The sequence below is a fragment of the Specibacter sp. AOP5-B1-6 genome (genome assembly GCF_052376555.1).
In the GTDB taxonomy this organism is placed as follows: Bacteria; Actinomycetota; Actinomycetes; order Actinomycetales; family Micrococcaceae; genus Specibacter.
In genome coordinates this window covers 103553-116265 of the sequence record NZ_JBQSVT010000002.1, presented here as the reverse complement: position 1 = coordinate 116265, position 12713 = coordinate 103553, and the positions used below count along the sequence as shown (strand labels likewise).

At 59.3% G+C, this 12713-nt stretch carries 22 protein-coding genes and 1 pseudogene; all 23 read right to left on the bottom strand.

The window, feature by feature from the left end; genetic code table 11:
* Nucleotides 1-49: 49 nt before the first annotated feature.
* Nucleotides 50-610: an adenylate kinase gene (locus tag ACT3TS_RS01630; protein WP_444529820.1), complete on the bottom strand. Its 561-nt coding sequence runs from the start codon at nucleotides 608-610 to the stop codon at nucleotides 50-52.
* Between the two features lie 5 nt (nucleotides 611-615).
* Nucleotides 616-1941 carry a preprotein translocase subunit SecY gene (gene secY / locus ACT3TS_RS01625; RefSeq protein WP_444529743.1) on the bottom strand — a complete coding sequence of 442 codons (1326 nt, stop codon included), beginning with the start codon at nucleotides 1939-1941 and terminating at the stop codon, nucleotides 616-618.
* 220 nt (nucleotides 1942-2161) lie between these two features.
* Nucleotides 2162-2641, bottom strand: a complete 480-nt coding sequence (rplO, locus tag ACT3TS_RS01620; RefSeq protein ID WP_444529742.1) for a 50S ribosomal protein L15 — start codon at nucleotides 2639-2641, stop codon at nucleotides 2162-2164.
* A gap of 1 nt (nucleotide 2642) precedes the next feature.
* On the bottom strand, nucleotides 2643-2855 hold the full coding sequence (gene rpmD / locus ACT3TS_RS01615) for a 50S ribosomal protein L30 (protein ID WP_444529741.1): 213 nt from the start codon (nucleotides 2853-2855) through the stop codon (nucleotides 2643-2645).
* Nucleotides 2855-3535, bottom strand: a complete 681-nt coding sequence (rpsE, locus tag ACT3TS_RS01610) for a 30S ribosomal protein S5 (protein ID WP_444529740.1) — start codon at nucleotides 3533-3535, stop codon at nucleotides 2855-2857. The genes rpmD and rpsE overlap by 1 nt, the downstream gene beginning before the upstream one ends.
* A 26-nt stretch (nucleotides 3536-3561) precedes the next feature.
* Nucleotides 3562-3933 carry a 50S ribosomal protein L18 gene (rplR, locus tag ACT3TS_RS01605; protein ID WP_444529739.1) on the bottom strand — a complete coding sequence of 124 codons (372 nt, stop codon included), beginning with the start codon at nucleotides 3931-3933 and terminating at the stop codon, nucleotides 3562-3564.
* Between the two features lies 1 nt (nucleotide 3934).
* Nucleotides 3935-4471: a 50S ribosomal protein L6 gene (gene rplF / locus ACT3TS_RS01600; protein WP_444529738.1), complete on the bottom strand. Its 537-nt coding sequence runs from the start codon at nucleotides 4469-4471 to the stop codon at nucleotides 3935-3937.
* 22 nt (nucleotides 4472-4493) lie between these two features.
* Nucleotides 4494-4892 (bottom strand): 30S ribosomal protein S8, encoded by a 399-nt coding sequence (gene rpsH / locus ACT3TS_RS01595; RefSeq protein WP_444529737.1) that lies wholly within the window; start codon nucleotides 4890-4892, stop codon nucleotides 4494-4496.
* A gap of 103 nt (nucleotides 4893-4995) precedes the next feature.
* Entirely contained in the window at nucleotides 4996-5580 is a 585-nt protein-coding gene (gene rplE / locus ACT3TS_RS01590) for a 50S ribosomal protein L5 (RefSeq protein ID WP_444529736.1), read from the bottom strand.
* The gene (rplX, locus tag ACT3TS_RS01585) at nucleotides 5577-5939 is read right to left on the bottom strand and encodes a 50S ribosomal protein L24 (protein ID WP_444529735.1); all 363 of its coding nucleotides are present in this window, start codon (nucleotides 5937-5939) and stop codon (nucleotides 5577-5579) included. The genes rplE and rplX overlap by 4 nt, the downstream gene beginning before the upstream one ends.
* 3 nt (nucleotides 5940-5942) lie before the next feature.
* Nucleotides 5943-6311, bottom strand: coding sequence for a 50S ribosomal protein L14 (gene rplN, locus ACT3TS_RS01580; protein ID WP_363843321.1), 369 nt, complete (start codon nucleotides 6309-6311; stop codon nucleotides 5943-5945).
* Nucleotides 6312-6877: 566 nt separating this feature from the next.
* On the bottom strand, nucleotides 6878-7174 hold the full coding sequence (gene rpsQ / locus ACT3TS_RS01575) for a 30S ribosomal protein S17 (protein ID WP_444529734.1): 297 nt from the start codon (nucleotides 7172-7174) through the stop codon (nucleotides 6878-6880).
* A complete protein-coding gene (gene rpmC, locus ACT3TS_RS01570) occupies nucleotides 7171-7494 on the bottom strand; it encodes a 50S ribosomal protein L29 (RefSeq protein ID WP_444529733.1) in 324 nt (107 codons plus the stop codon). The genes rpsQ and rpmC overlap by 4 nt, the downstream gene beginning before the upstream one ends.
* Nucleotides 7495-7496: 2 nt before the next feature.
* Nucleotides 7497-7913 carry a 50S ribosomal protein L16 gene (gene rplP, locus ACT3TS_RS01565; RefSeq protein ID WP_444529732.1) on the bottom strand — a complete coding sequence of 139 codons (417 nt, stop codon included), beginning with the start codon at nucleotides 7911-7913 and terminating at the stop codon, nucleotides 7497-7499.
* Complete coding sequence (gene rpsC, locus ACT3TS_RS01560; protein ID WP_444529731.1) at nucleotides 7914-8762, bottom strand: 30S ribosomal protein S3; 849 nt, start codon at nucleotides 8760-8762, stop codon at nucleotides 7914-7916.
* Nucleotides 8763-9128, bottom strand: a complete 366-nt coding sequence (gene rplV, locus ACT3TS_RS01555; protein WP_038464687.1) for a 50S ribosomal protein L22 — start codon at nucleotides 9126-9128, stop codon at nucleotides 8763-8765.
* 38 nt (nucleotides 9129-9166) lie between these two features.
* A complete protein-coding gene (gene rpsS, locus ACT3TS_RS01550; RefSeq protein ID WP_018773666.1) occupies nucleotides 9167-9448 on the bottom strand; it encodes a 30S ribosomal protein S19 in 282 nt (93 codons plus the stop codon).
* A gap of 12 nt (nucleotides 9449-9460) precedes the next feature.
* Entirely contained in the window at nucleotides 9461-10300 is an 840-nt protein-coding gene (gene rplB / locus ACT3TS_RS01545) for a 50S ribosomal protein L2 (protein WP_444529730.1), read from the bottom strand.
* A gap of 30 nt (nucleotides 10301-10330) precedes the next feature.
* Nucleotides 10331-10636 (bottom strand): 50S ribosomal protein L23, encoded by a 306-nt coding sequence (gene rplW, locus ACT3TS_RS01540; RefSeq protein ID WP_038464693.1) that lies wholly within the window; start codon nucleotides 10634-10636, stop codon nucleotides 10331-10333.
* Nucleotides 10633-10797 (bottom strand): sunset domain-containing protein, encoded by a 165-nt coding sequence (locus ACT3TS_RS01535; RefSeq protein WP_444529819.1) that lies wholly within the window; start codon nucleotides 10795-10797, stop codon nucleotides 10633-10635. Before ACT3TS_RS01535 ends, rplW begins: the two co-directional genes overlap by 4 nt.
* Before the next feature lie 6 nt (nucleotides 10798-10803).
* Nucleotides 10804-11469, bottom strand: a pseudogene (gene rplD, locus ACT3TS_RS01530) (50S ribosomal protein L4); the annotation flags it as partial.
* Between the two features lie 4 nt (nucleotides 11470-11473).
* Nucleotides 11474-12124 (bottom strand): 50S ribosomal protein L3, encoded by a 651-nt coding sequence (gene rplC, locus ACT3TS_RS01525; protein ID WP_444529729.1) that lies wholly within the window; start codon nucleotides 12122-12124, stop codon nucleotides 11474-11476.
* Between the two features lie 17 nt (nucleotides 12125-12141).
* Entirely contained in the window at nucleotides 12142-12450 is a 309-nt protein-coding gene (gene rpsJ / locus ACT3TS_RS01520; protein WP_038464699.1) for a 30S ribosomal protein S10, read from the bottom strand.
* Nucleotides 12451-12713: the final 263 nt, after the last annotated feature.

Here is a 12713-nt window from a genome sequence, read left to right as displayed (position 1 = left end):
CGGCACCTGTGCGGCACCGTTGATAATGCTTCCTGCCGAGAGCGGCAGGCTAGACGTTTTTGATGGCGTCCATAATGCGCGCCGTCACGTCGTCCATCTCGCCCAAGCCATCAACCTTGGCCAGAATGCCGCGCTCCGCATAGCGGGACACTACAACCTCGGTTTGTTCACGGTAGAGATCGAGACGGTGCCGGATGACCTCTTCGGTGTCATCACTGCGTCCGGTTTCCAGGGCGCGGCCCAACAGGCGCTTGACGAGTTCTTCGTCGTCGGCCGTCAACTGCACGACGACGTCGAGGCTTGCCTCAGCGGCGGCCAGGATGTCGTCGAGTTCATCCACCTGGGGAGAGGTGCGCGGGTAGCCGTCGAGAAGGAACCCCTCAGCAACGTCAGCCTGGGCGAGCCGGTCACGGACCATCCGGTTGGTGACACTGTCAGGGACGAAGTCACCGTTGTCGATGTATTTCTTCGCTTCAACGCCAAGCGGGGTTTCACCCTTGACGTTGGCGCGGAAAATGTCACCGGTCGAGATGGCGACGATGCCAAGCTCCCGACAGATTCGTTCGGCCTGTGTGCCCTTGCCTGACCCGGGAGGTCCAATGATCAGCATTCTTGTCATCGCAGTAACCCTTCATAGTGGCGTTGTTGGAGTTGCGCATCAATCTGCTTGACTGTCTCCAAACCAACACCGACCACAATCAAGATCGACGTGCCGCCGAACGGGAAGTTCTGGTTGGCCCCAACCATGACCAGGGCGATGAGCGGAATCAAGGCCACAATGCCCAGGTACAGCGAACCAGGCAGCGTGATGCGCGAAATAACGTACTGCAGGTAGTCCTGGGTGGGACGCCCTGCACGGATGCCGGGGATGAACCCGCCGTACTTCTTCATGTTGTCGGAGACCTCTTCAGGGTTGAAGGTGATCGCGACGTAGAAGTAGGTGAACCCGATGGTGAGCAGGAAGTACATCAGCATGTAGATGGGGTGGTCACCACGGGTGAGGTAGTTGTTGACCCACTCAATCCAGGCCGGTGCGTCCCCGCCGTCGGCCGGTGTGGCGAACTGGGCCAGGAGAGCCGGCAGGTACAGCATCGAGGAAGCAAAGATAACCGGGATAACACCGGCCATGTTCACCTTGATCGGGATGTAGGTGCTGGTGCCGCCCATGGTGCGGCGGCCGACCATGCGCTTGGCGTACTGAACAGGGACCCGTCGCTGGGACTGCTCAACAAAGACAACCAGTGCCACTACCAACAGACCGATGACCATGACCATCAAGAACGTGCCCCAGCCCTGGGTCTTCAGGATGGCACCCAAGGAGGTGGGGAACATTGCCGCAATGGCAACGAAGATCAACAGGGACATGCCGTTGCCGACACCCTTTTCGGTGACAAGCTCGCCCATCCACATGATCAAGCCGGAACCGGCGGTCAAGGTGATGATGAGCAACAGGATCGTGATCAAGTTGTCGTTGGGGATCAACGCACCAGGAGTGCCGGCGGCGCCACAACCGGCAAAGAGCTGCCCGGACCGTGCCAGCGTCACCAAGGTTGTCGCGTTGAGCAAGCCCAAGGCGATGGTGAGGTAACGCGTGTACTGGGTCAACTGGCCCTGGCCCTGTGCACCTTCAAGGTGCAGTTCCTGGAACCGGGGGATCACCACACGCAGCAGCTGCACAATGATGCTCGCCGTAATGTAGGGCATGATGCCCAAGGCAAAAATGGAAACCTGCAGCAAGGCGCCGCCGCTGAACAAGTTGACAAGCTGGTAGATGCCCTCGCTTGTGTCAGCAGCATTCACGCACTGTTGGACATTTCGGTAATCAATTCCAGGCGATGGGATAAAAGCACCCATGCGGAAGATGGCAAGAATTCCCAGCGTGAACAACAACTTGCGTCGCAGATCAGGCGTGCGAAAGGCGCGGCCAAATGCGGTAAGCAAGCGTCCTCCTGATGTCTAGTAATGGCGTTGGCTTCAGAAATGAAGCCCAAGGAAAGAGTCTAATGGGTGATCTGACTCTCTTTGTAACTGTGACCGTCAAGCAAGTCCAAGGACTTGAACAAAATGACACACGCCCAACAAAACGAAAGACCCCTGGCGGGCGGAACATGAGCTCCGCCCACCAAGAGTCAAGTCGCTAGATGTGCGCAATTGTGAACTTTTACAGTTCGGTGGTGGTGCCACCTGCAGCAGTGATCTTCTGTACTGCGCTGGAGGAGAAAGCGTCGGCGGCGATGTCAACCTTGACGGTGATTTCGCCGGTGCCGAGCACCTTCACGAGCTGGTTCTTGCGAACCGCACCCTTTTCAACCAGTGCCTCGACGGTGACAACGCCACCTTCGGGGAAGAGCTCGTTCAGCTTGTCCAGGTTTACAACCTGGAACTCAACGCGGAACGGGTTCTTGAAGCCACGCAGCTTCGGCAGGCGCATGTGCAGCGGCAGCTGGCCGCCGGCAAAGCCAGCCTTTACCTGGTAGCGGGCCTTGGTACCCTTGGTACCGCGGCCTGCGGTCTTACCCTTGGATGCTTCACCACGGCCAACACGGGTTTTAGCCGTCTTGGCGCCGGGTGCCGGTCGCAGGTGGTGAACCTTCAGCGCGTTCTGCTTTTCAGCAGTTTCAGCAGTGTTCTTTTCAGCCACTTTACTTCGTCTCCTCAACCTTGATCAGGTGCGGAACCGTGTTGACCATCCCAACGGTCACTGCGTCAGCTGAGCGGACAACAGAGTGACCGATGCGCTTGAGACCCAGTGAGCGAAGGGTGTCCTTCTGGAACTGCTTGGCGCCGACGACGCCCCTAACCTGAGTGATTTCCAGCTTCTTCTCAGAAACCTGAACATTCTTCGGTGTAGTCATTACAGACCTGCCTTTTGCATATTGCGCAACAGCACGGCCGGAGCAACCTCGTCCAAAGGCAGGCCGCGGCGAGCCGCAACAGCCTTGGGGTCTTCCAAGCCCTTCAACGCAGCAACTGTTGCGTGAACAATGTTGATGGCGTTGGAGGAACCCAGTGACTTGGACAGCACGTCATGGATGCCAACGCATTCCAGGATGGCGCGAACCGGGCCACCGGCGATAACACCGGTACCGGCAGCAGCCGGACGCAGCAGGACGACGCCGGCAGCGGCCTCGCCCTGTACGCGGTGCGGAATGGTCTTGCCCACCAGGGGGACGCGGAAGAAGGTCTTCTTGGCCTCTTCAACACCCTTGGCAATGGCGGCCGGAACTTCCTTGGCCTTGCCGTAGCCGACGCCAACCAGGCCGTTGCCGTCACCAACGATGACGAGCGCGGTGAAGCTGAAGCGACGACCACCCTTGACAACCTTGGCAACACGGTTGATGTTGACTACGCGCTCGATGAACTGGCTCTTTTCAGCCTCGCGTCCACCGTCGCGACCACGGCCACGGCCACCGTCGCGACCGCCTTCGCGGCCTCCACGAGCACCGTCGCGACCGCCACGGCCACGGGCGTTATCGGCGCCTGCAGCAGTCTCGGTCTTCGCGGCTGCACCGTCAGCTGCAGTTGCTTCTGACACAGTGTTCTCCTTGTTAATGTTTTCGGTCACAGTGCCAGACCGCCTTCACGTGCGCCATCAGCAATGGCTGCGACACGGCCGTGGTAGCGGTTACCGCCACGGTCGAAGACAACAGCTTCAATGCCGGCAGCCTTGGCACGCTCTGCAACGAGCTCGCCAACGCGCTTGGCCTTGGCGGTCTTGTCACCGTCGAAGGCGCGCAGATCTGCTTCCAGGGTCGATGCCGACGCCAGGGTCAGACCCTGGGTGTCATCGATGACCTGCACGAATACGTGGCGGGCTGAACGGTTGACCACGAGACGCGGACGTACAGTGGTGCCGCTGACGCGCTTGCGAACGCGCAGGTGACGACGGCCGCGTGCTGCGGCCTTGGACTTTCCTCTTACGGACAGTGCCATGTTACTTACCAGCCTTTCCGACCTTGCGGCGGATGATTTCGCCGGCGTAGCGTACGCCCTTACCCTTGTACGGGTCGGGCTTGCGCAGCTTGCGGATGTTGGCAGCAACTTCGCCCACCTGCTGCTTGTCAATGCCTGACACGGAGAGCTTAGTGGGGCTCTCGACTGTCAGTGTGATGCCTTCGGGTGCCTCAATGGCGACCGGGTGGCTGAAGCCCAGAGCGAACTCCAGGTCCTTGCCCTTGGCGACTACACGGTAACCGGTACCAACAATTTCCAGCTTCTTCTCGTAGCCAGCAGTGACACCGATGATCAGGTTGTCAATGAGGGTGCGAGTCAAACCGTGGAGTGAACGCGAGTTGCGCTCATCGTTGGGACGGGCGACCGTGATGGTGTTTTCTTCGAGTGCAACCGTGATGGGGCTGGCAACTGTGAGTCCCAGCGTTCCCTTCGGGCCCTTGACGGAAACCAGGTTGTCATCAACCTTGACCTCGACGCCGGCAGGCACGGAGATGGGGAGACGTCCAATACGTGACATTTTTCTTTCCCTTCTCTCTCTACTACCAGACGTAGGCGAGGACTTCCCCACCCACGCCCTTCTTGGCAGCCTGACGGTCGGTCAAAAGACCTGATGACGTCGACAGGATGGCGACACCCAACCCACCCAACACGTTGGGGAGGTTTGTGGACTTTGCGTAAACGCGCAGTCCGGGCTTGGAGATGCGGCGCAGGCCGGCGATTGAACGCTCGCGTGCGGGGCCGTACTTCAAGTCGATGGTCATCTTCTTGCCAACCTCAGCGTCTTCAACCTTCCAGGCAGAGATGTAACCCTGTGCCTTGAGGATGTCGGCGATGTGGCCCTTAAGCTTGCTGAACGGCATGGACACTGTGTCGTGGTGTGCCGAGTTTGCGTTGCGCAGACGCGTAAGCATGTCTGCGACAGGATCTGTCATTGTCATTTGGGCGCTTGCCCTTCCTCGTAACGGTTTCCTTCGCGTGGCGCTGAAGGGCTGAAATCAGATTTCAACTCTTCATGCCCGCAGAACGGACCTTTTACGTAGATTATTTATCTTCGGATTTAAACGGGAAGCCGAGCTGCTTGAGCAGTGCGCGGCCTTCGTCATCGGTCTTGGCTGTGGTCACGACTGTGATGTCCATGCCGCGTGTGCGGTCGATGGCATCCTGGTCGATCTCGTGGAACATAACCTGCTCGGTCAGACCGAAGGTGTAGTTGCCGTTGCCGTCGAACTGCTTGCCGCTGAGGCCGCGGAAGTCGCGGATACGGGGCAGTGCCAGTGTGACGAGACGGTCCAGGAATTCCCACATGCGGTCTCCACGCAGCGTGGCGTGGCAACCGATCGGCATGCCTTCGCGCAGCTTGAACTGTGCGATCGACTTGCGGGCCTTGGAAACCTGCGGCTTCTGGCCGGTGATGGCCGTGAGGTCGCGGACGGCGCCGTCAATGAGCTTGGAGTCCTTGGCGGCATCTCCAACACCCATGTTGACAACAACCTTGACCAGGCGCGGAACCTGGTTGACGTTCCCGTAGCTGAATTCCTCGATCAGGGACGCCTTGATTTCCGCTGCGTAGCGGGCCTTCAGGCGAGGAGTGATCGTAGGTGCGTTCTCTGCAACTGAGGCGCTCATGCCAGGTCCTTCCCCGAGGTCTTGGCAACGCGGATGCGTACTTGACGCTCGCGGCCATCGCGCTCAACGGTGTCGATGCGGTAGCCAACGCGAGTCGGCTTCTTCGTGGACGGATCCACTACAGCAACGTTGGAGATGTGAATGGGTGCCTCGACTGTTTCAATGCCACCAGTGTTGGTGCCACGTTCGGTCTGACCGGCCTTGGTGTGCTTGGTGACACGGTTTACGCCCTCAACCAACACGCGGTTGGTTTCGGAGTACACCTTTAGGACCTTGCCCTGCTTGCCACGGTCGCCGCCACGTTCAGCCTTGGCGCCTGTGATGACCTGAACCAGGTCACCCTTCTTGATCTTTGCCATGTGTTACAGCACCTCCGGAGCCAACGAGATGATCTTCATGAACTTCTTGTCACGAAGTTCACGGCCAACCGGGCCGAAGATACGGGTACCGCGAGGGTCCCCGTCAGTCTTGAGAATGACAGCTGCATTCTCATCGAACTTGATGTAGGAACCATCCGCACGGCGGCGTTCCTTCTTGGTGCGAACGATGACAGCCTTGACGACGTCACCCTTCTTTACGTTACCGCCGGGAATTGCATCCTTGACGGTGGCGACAATTGTGTCGCCAATGCCTGCGTAGCGGCGCCCAGATCCACCGAGAACGCGGATGGTCAAGATTTCCTTGGCCCCCGTGTTGTCGGCGACCTTAAGCCGCGACTCCTGCTGAATCACTAGTATCTCCTGTTCGTCGCGCCGGTTCTTGGCCATACAAACTTCTATGGACAAGCCTTGCGGAACGTATTGTTCGGGATGTCTCTCGACGTGCCTGGATTTTGCCAAAACACGCCTAAATACGTCATGCCAACTGCACTTTCCGCACCGGCTGCATGGAAAAAATTCCACGACCGAACGGCAGTTTGTAGTGGCACGAGTATTTACGAGGAAATTGCGCACCTGACTGCCGCGACCGAAAACGGCCACACAGAAAAAGCGCAGCAATAAATAATCCTAGCACGACGGCGGAACCTGGCCGTACGCTGCCGGCCCGCCAAAAGCGTTACCTCCCCCACACCACGCACCTTCGCGCTGGTATCGGAATTCTCTCGGCGACTATCCGACAACCGGCCGCGGGCGACCTTATTGTCTCCTTTACGTCGCCTACGAGAACACCGGCACCAGCGCTGATTCTCGGCGTCACGCCGTCGGGCATTGGATGTTAAACGGCGTTGGGCCCGCCGCCACAAGTGGCAACGGGCCCAACATTCTAGTACTCAGCCACGCACAAGTGCGTGAACTGCTTACTTGGCCTTTTCGACGATCTCGACGAGGCGGAACCGCTTGGTGGCGGACAGCGGACGAGTCTCGCTGATGATGACCAGGTCGCCGATGCCGGCGCTGTTCTCTTCATCATGAGCCTTGTACTTCTTGTTGCGACGCAGAACCTTGCCGTACAAGGCGTGCTTGACGCGGTCTTCGACCTCGACAACGATGGTTTTGTCCATCTTGTCGGAGACGACGTAGCCGCGGAGCTTCTTGCGATCGCCGCGGACAACAGTCTCCGCGCCGGCTTCAGTGTTGTTTACAGAATCGCTCACTTGGCGTCCTCCTCAGATGTTTCAGCCTTCTTGGAGGCCTTCTTGGCTTCCTTGTCAGCCTTCTTGGAGGCCTTCTCCACGGGTGCAGCGGCAACCACGTCCGGGCGAATGCCCAGCTCGCGTTCGCGCAGCACCGTGTAGATGCGGGCGATGTCGCGCTTTACAACGCGCAAACGACCGTGGCTTTCCAGCTGGCCGGTGGCCGACTGGAAACGCAGGTTGAACAGTTCCTCTTTAGCCTTACGGAGCTCTTCGCCCAGACGTGCGTTATCGAACCCGTCAAGCTGTGCAGGGGCAAGTTCCTTGGAACCAACTGACATCTCTACTCACCACCTTCGCGACGCACAATGCGTGCTTTCAACGGCAGCTTGTGGATTGCCAGGCGCAATGCCTCGCGTGCTACCTCTTCTGATACACCGGAGAGTTCAAAGAGAACACGGCCGGGCTTGACATTCGCGATCCACCACTCGGGCGAACCCTTACCGGAACCCATGCGGGTTTCAGCAGGCTTCTTCGTCAAGGGACGGTCAGGGTAGATGTTGATCCACACCTTTCCACCACGCTTGATGTGACGGGTCATGGCGATACGAGCGGACTCGATCTGTCGGTTGGTCACGTACGCCGGTGAGAGAGCCTGAATGCCCCACTCACCAAACGAAACCACGGTGCCGCCAGTAGCCTGACCCGAACGACCGGGGTGGTGCTGCTTACGGTGCTTTACTCGACGTGGGATAAGCATTTAAGCCTCTCCTCCTTCTACTGCCGGAGCCGCAACCTCTGCAGCTACAGGAGCCTGAACCGGGGCAGCTGCCTCGGTGCGCTCAGGACGGTCGTTGCGACGACGGTCGCCACCGGCACGGGGACCGCGGGCTCCGCGGTCATCGCCGTCACGGCGCGGGCCGCGGCCACGGGCGGGAGCGGCAGCTGCCTGGGCAGCCAGTTCCTTGCTCGTGACATCGCCCTTGTAGATCCAGACCTTGACACCGATGCGGCCGAACACGGTCTTGGCTTCAAAGAAGCCGTAATCGATGTTGGCGCGCAGGGTGTGCAGGGGCACACGACCTTCGCGGTAGAACTCGGTGCGTGACATTTCAGCGCCACCCAAGCGACCAGCACAAGCGACACGGATGCCCTTGACGCTGCCGGTGCGCTGAGCGGACTGCATGGCCTTCTTCATCGCACGGCGGAATGCCACACGTGAAGTCAGCTGCTCGGCGATGCCCTGGGCAACAAGCTGAGCGTCTGCTTCCGGGTTCTTGACTTCCAGGATGTTCAGCTGAACCTGCTTGCCGGTGAGCTTTTCAAGCTCGCCGCGGATGCGATCTGCTTCTGCTCCACGGCGACCGATGACAATACCGGGGCGTGCTGTGTGGATATCCACACGAACACGGTCACGGGTGCGCTCGATCTCAACCTTGGAAATGCCGGCGCGGTCCATGCCCGTGGACATGAGTGCGCGGATCTGGATGTCTTCTTTTACGAAGTCCTTGTACCGCTGGCCGGGCTTGTTGCTGTCCGCGAACCAGTGTGAACGGTGATCCGTGGTGATCCCGAGTCGGAATCCGTGCGGGTTTACTTTCTGTCCCACTTAGCGAACCTCCTCTTTCTCGGGTGTCGCGACAACCACGGTGACGTGGCTGGTGCGCTTCTTGATCTGGAATGCGCGACCCTGTGCACGCGGCTGGAACCGCTTCATGGTCGGGCCTTCGTCAACGAAGATTTCGCTGATGTACAGATCATTTTCGTTGAACGCGACGCTGTCGCGATCCGCCAGAACGCGGGCGTTAGCCACTGCGGACTGGACTACCTTGAATACCGGCTCCGAAGCTGCCTGTGGGGCAAACTTCAAAATCGCCAATGCCTCATTCGCCTGCTTGCCACGAATCAGGTTGACGACGCGCCGGGCCTTCATAGGCGTGACGCGCAGATGACGCGCACTTGCCTTGGCTTCCATTGCTATCTCTCTCTCGTCTTAGCCGTAAGTGCAAGCGCCTAGCGGCGCTTGCCCTTGCGGTCGTCCTTGACATGGCCGCGGAATGTCCGCGTGGGGGCGAATTCGCCGAGCTTGTGCCCGACCATCGACTCGGTAACAAACACGGGGATGTGCTTGCGTCCGTCGTGCACGGCGATCGTGTGACCCAACATATCGGGGACGATCATCGAGCGGCGGGACCAGGTCTTAATTACGTTCTTGGTACCCTTTTCGTTCTCCCGAGCTACCTTGACAAAGAGGTGCTGGTCAACGAAGGGACCCTTCTTCAGGCTACGTGGCATGTCTCCAGGCTCCTATCGCTTGTTCTTGCCAGTACGGCGGCGACGAACAATCAGCTTGTCGCTCTCTTTGTTGGGACGGCGGGTACGGCCTTCGCGCTTACCGTTCGGGTTGACCGGGTGACGTCCACCGGAGGTCTTGCCTTCACCACCACCATGCGGGTGATCAACAGGGTTCATGACAACACCGCGGACGGTCGGGCGTACGCCCTTCCAGCGCATGCGGCCAGCCTTGCCCCAGTTGATGTTTGACTGCTCAGCGTTGCCAACTTCGCCGATGGTCGCGCGGCAGCGCGCATCAACGTTGCGGATTTCGCCGGAGGGCAGACGCAGCTGGGCGAACTTGCCTTCCTTGGCGACGAGCTGAACAGAGGCACCAGCTGAACGAGCCATCTTGGCACCGCCGCCGGGACGCAGCTCCACAGCGTGGATAACAGTACCCACGGGGATGTTGCGCAACGGGAGGTTGTTGCCAGGCTTGATGTCAGCTGCGGCGCCGGCTTCCACGAAATCGCCCTGGTTGAGCTTGTTCGGGGCGATGATGTAGCGCTTGGTGCCATCAACATAGTGCAGGAGGGCAATGCGCGCGGTGCGGTTGGGATCGTATTCGATCTCAGCTACGCGGGCGTTGACGCCATCCTTGTCGTGACGACGGAAGTCAATCAGACGGTAGGCACGCTTGTGGCCACCACCCTTGTGACGAGTCGTGATACGACCAGTGTTATTGCGGCCACCCTTTTTGGGCAGGGGACGGACCAGAGACTTCTCCGGCGTCGACCGCGTGATTTCAGTGAAGTCGGCAACGCTCGAGCCGCGACGGCCCGGGGTTGTCGGCTTGTATTTACGGATTCCCATAGTATATTTCCTCGTTAAAGTGGTCTCCGCTTAAGAAAGCGGACCGCCGAAGATGTCAATCGTGCCCTCGCGGAGGGAGACAATGGCGCGCTTGGTGTTCTTGCGCTGTCCCCATCCGAACTTGGTGCGCTTACGCTTACCGGCACGGTTGATGGTGTTGATCGAGTCGACCTTGACGGAGAAAATTTTCTCCACGGCCAGCTTGATCTCGGTCTTGTTCGAGCGGGGGTCGACCAGGAAGGTGTATTTGCCTTCGTCGATCAAGCCGTAGCTCTTTTCCGAGACGACGGGTGCAAGCACTACGTCGCGCGGATCCTTGATGGTGACGGCGCTCACTTGGCGTCCTCCTCAATAGTCTGGGCAGCTTCGCCGCCGGCGGGAACAAAGCCTGCGGCCTTGGCCTCCTCAACCGTTGCGAACCAAACCTCGGCCACAGTGGCGTCATACCAGCGTGAACCAGGCACGTGGTACTTCATGGAGTCCTTGTTGCCCTTGATGGTGCCTTCGGCAGCATCGTCGGCATCTTCAGAAACCACGTCTTCAACCAGCAGCATGCTCGAGGCGAAAGCCTCAGAGGCGGCGCGGCCGGAGACGAAGACTTCGTAAGCAGCCTGTGTGAAGACAATGTCATCGGAAACGAGCACGTCGTAGGTGTTGAGCTGGTCAACGTACAGCACGTGCAGGTCGGTGATGTTGCGTACGCTCAAGGCGGCAACGTCGTTGGCGCGCTCGATAACAACGAGCACGTTCCGGCGCGTTGTTACAGCAGCCAGTGCAGCCTTTGCAGCCTTGGTGGACGGCGCGGAGCCGGCAACCAGTTCAGCAATGACGTGGATACGGCCGTTGCGTGCCCGGTCGGACAGGGCGCCGCGCAAAGCAGCAGCCTTCATCTTCTTGGGTGTGCGCTGGCTGTAGTCGCGAGGGGTGGGACCGTGGACAACGCCACCACCGGTCATGTGCGGGGCGCGGATGGAACCCTGACGGGCACGACCTGTACCCTTCTGCGCATGCGGCTTGCGGCCTGCACCGGATACTTCGGCGCGGGTCTTGGTCTTGTGGGTACCCTGGCGGGCAGCAGCGAGCTGAGCTACGACAACCTGGTGCAACAAGGGCACGTTGGTCTGTACGTCGAAGATCTCAGCAGGCAGGTCAACCTTTACAGTAGCCATTTACTTATGCTCCCTTCACGGCGGTGCGTACGAATACGACCTGGCCGCGGGCGCCGGGAACGGCACCCTTGATCAGCAGCAGCGACTTCTCGGCGTCAACACCGTGAACCGTCAGGTTCATGGTGGTTACGCGCTCGGCACCCATACGGCCTGCCATGCGCATACCCTTGAAAACGCGGCCTGGGGTGGACGCGCCACCGATGGAACCGGGCTTGCGGTGGTTCTTGTGTGCACCGTGCGAAGCCGGGGCGCCGTGGAAGCCGTGACGCTTCATGACACCGGCAAAGCCCTTACCCTTTGAAGTGCCGACGACGTCGACCTTCTGGCCGGCTTCGAAGATCTCAACTGAGAGCTCCTGGCCGAGGGCGTAGGTGTCGGCGTCTGCAGTGCGCAGTTCGACGACGTGGCGGCGGGGGGTGACACCAGCCTTTGCGAAGTGACCAGCCAAAGGCTTTGTCACCTTGCGAGGATCGATCTGGCCGTAGCCGATCTGAACAGCGGTGTAGCCATCTACCTCTGCGTTGCGCAGCTGGGTGATGACATTGGAGTCGGCCTGGACGACGGTTACGGGAACAAGCAAGTTGTTCTCGTCCCAGACCTGGGTCATGCCGAGCTTCGTGCCCAGGATGCCCTTAGTGTTTCGGGTCGCGGTCATAGTTTCTCAGCACCTCCCTACAGTTTGATTTCGATGTTCACGTCGGCCGGCAGGTCGAGACGCATGAGCGAATCAACTGCCTTGGGCGTGGGATCAATGATGTCGATGAGACGCTTGTGCGTGCGCATTTCAAAGTGCTCGCGGCTGTCTTTGTACTTGTGAGGTGAACGAATTACACAGTAAATGTTCTTCTCGGTGGGCAGCGGCACTGGGCCTACTACCGTTGCGCCTGCGCGCGTGACCGTCTCAACGATCTTCCGAGCTGAAACATCAATGACCTCGTGGTCATATGACTTCAGCCGGATGCGGATTTTTTGTCCCGCCATGGCGTCGTGACTCTCTTTCCTGTAACGAAGCATTCTGCGAAAGCAATGCTGTTGACGTAAACGCTGTTTACTTTTCCTGTTCAAAATGTGGCATTCACAGCCACGCTTCCAATGAACTGAATCCGGATAATTCCGGGTTCCTCAATCCATCGAAGCTCCGACCCCCGCGGTCGGGCGTGTCGCGAATATTCGCGCACGTACCCGCACTAACTATGCGAAGGAAAGGTTATGTTTGGGCTTCAACTTGGACCCTGCATCGAGCA

Bases quoted from the DNA above. Each gene is read 5' to 3' on its own strand.
- rplB (WP_444529730.1), bottom strand. From the start codon at position 10,300: ATGGGAATCCGTAAATACAAGCCGACAACCCCGGGCCGTCGCGGCTCG.
- rpmC (WP_444529733.1), bottom strand. From the start codon at position 7,494: ATGTCAGTTGGTTCCAAGGAACTTGCCCCTGCACAGCTTGACGGGTTC.
- rpsH (WP_444529737.1), bottom strand. From the start codon at position 4,892: ATGACAATGACAGATCCTGTCGCAGACATGCTTACGCGTCTGCGCAAC.
- rplF (WP_444529738.1), bottom strand. From the start codon at position 4,471: ATGTCACGTATTGGACGTCTCCCCATCTCCGTGCCTGCCGGCGTCGAG.
- rplX (WP_444529735.1), bottom strand. From the start codon at position 5,939: ATGGCAAAGATCAAGAAGGGTGACCTGGTTCAGGTCATCACAGGCGCC.
- ACT3TS_RS01630 (WP_444529820.1), bottom strand. From the start codon at position 610: ATGCTGATCATTGGACCTCCCGGGTCAGGCAAGGGCACACAGGCCGAA.
- rpsJ (WP_038464699.1), bottom strand. From the start codon at position 12,450: ATGGCGGGACAAAAAATCCGCATCCGGCTGAAGTCATATGACCACGAG.
- rplP (WP_444529732.1), bottom strand. From the start codon at position 7,913: ATGCTTATCCCACGTCGAGTAAAGCACCGTAAGCAGCACCACCCCGGT.
- rpsS (WP_018773666.1), bottom strand. From the start codon at position 9,448: ATGCCACGTAGCCTGAAGAAGGGTCCCTTCGTTGACCAGCACCTCTTT.
- rpmD (WP_444529741.1), bottom strand. From the start codon at position 2,855: ATGACTACACCGAAGAATGTTCAGGTTTCTGAGAAGAAGCTGGAAATC.
- rplR (WP_444529739.1), bottom strand. From the start codon at position 3,933: ATGGCACTGTCCGTAAGAGGAAAGTCCAAGGCCGCAGCACGCGGCCGT.
- rplV (WP_038464687.1), bottom strand. From the start codon at position 9,128: ATGGAAGCCAAGGCAAGTGCGCGTCATCTGCGCGTCACGCCTATGAAG.
- rplE (WP_444529736.1), bottom strand. From the start codon at position 5,580: ATGAGCGCCTCAGTTGCAGAGAACGCACCTACGATCACTCCTCGCCTG.
- rplC (WP_444529729.1), bottom strand. From the start codon at position 12,124: ATGACCGCGACCCGAAACACTAAGGGCATCCTGGGCACGAAGCTCGGC.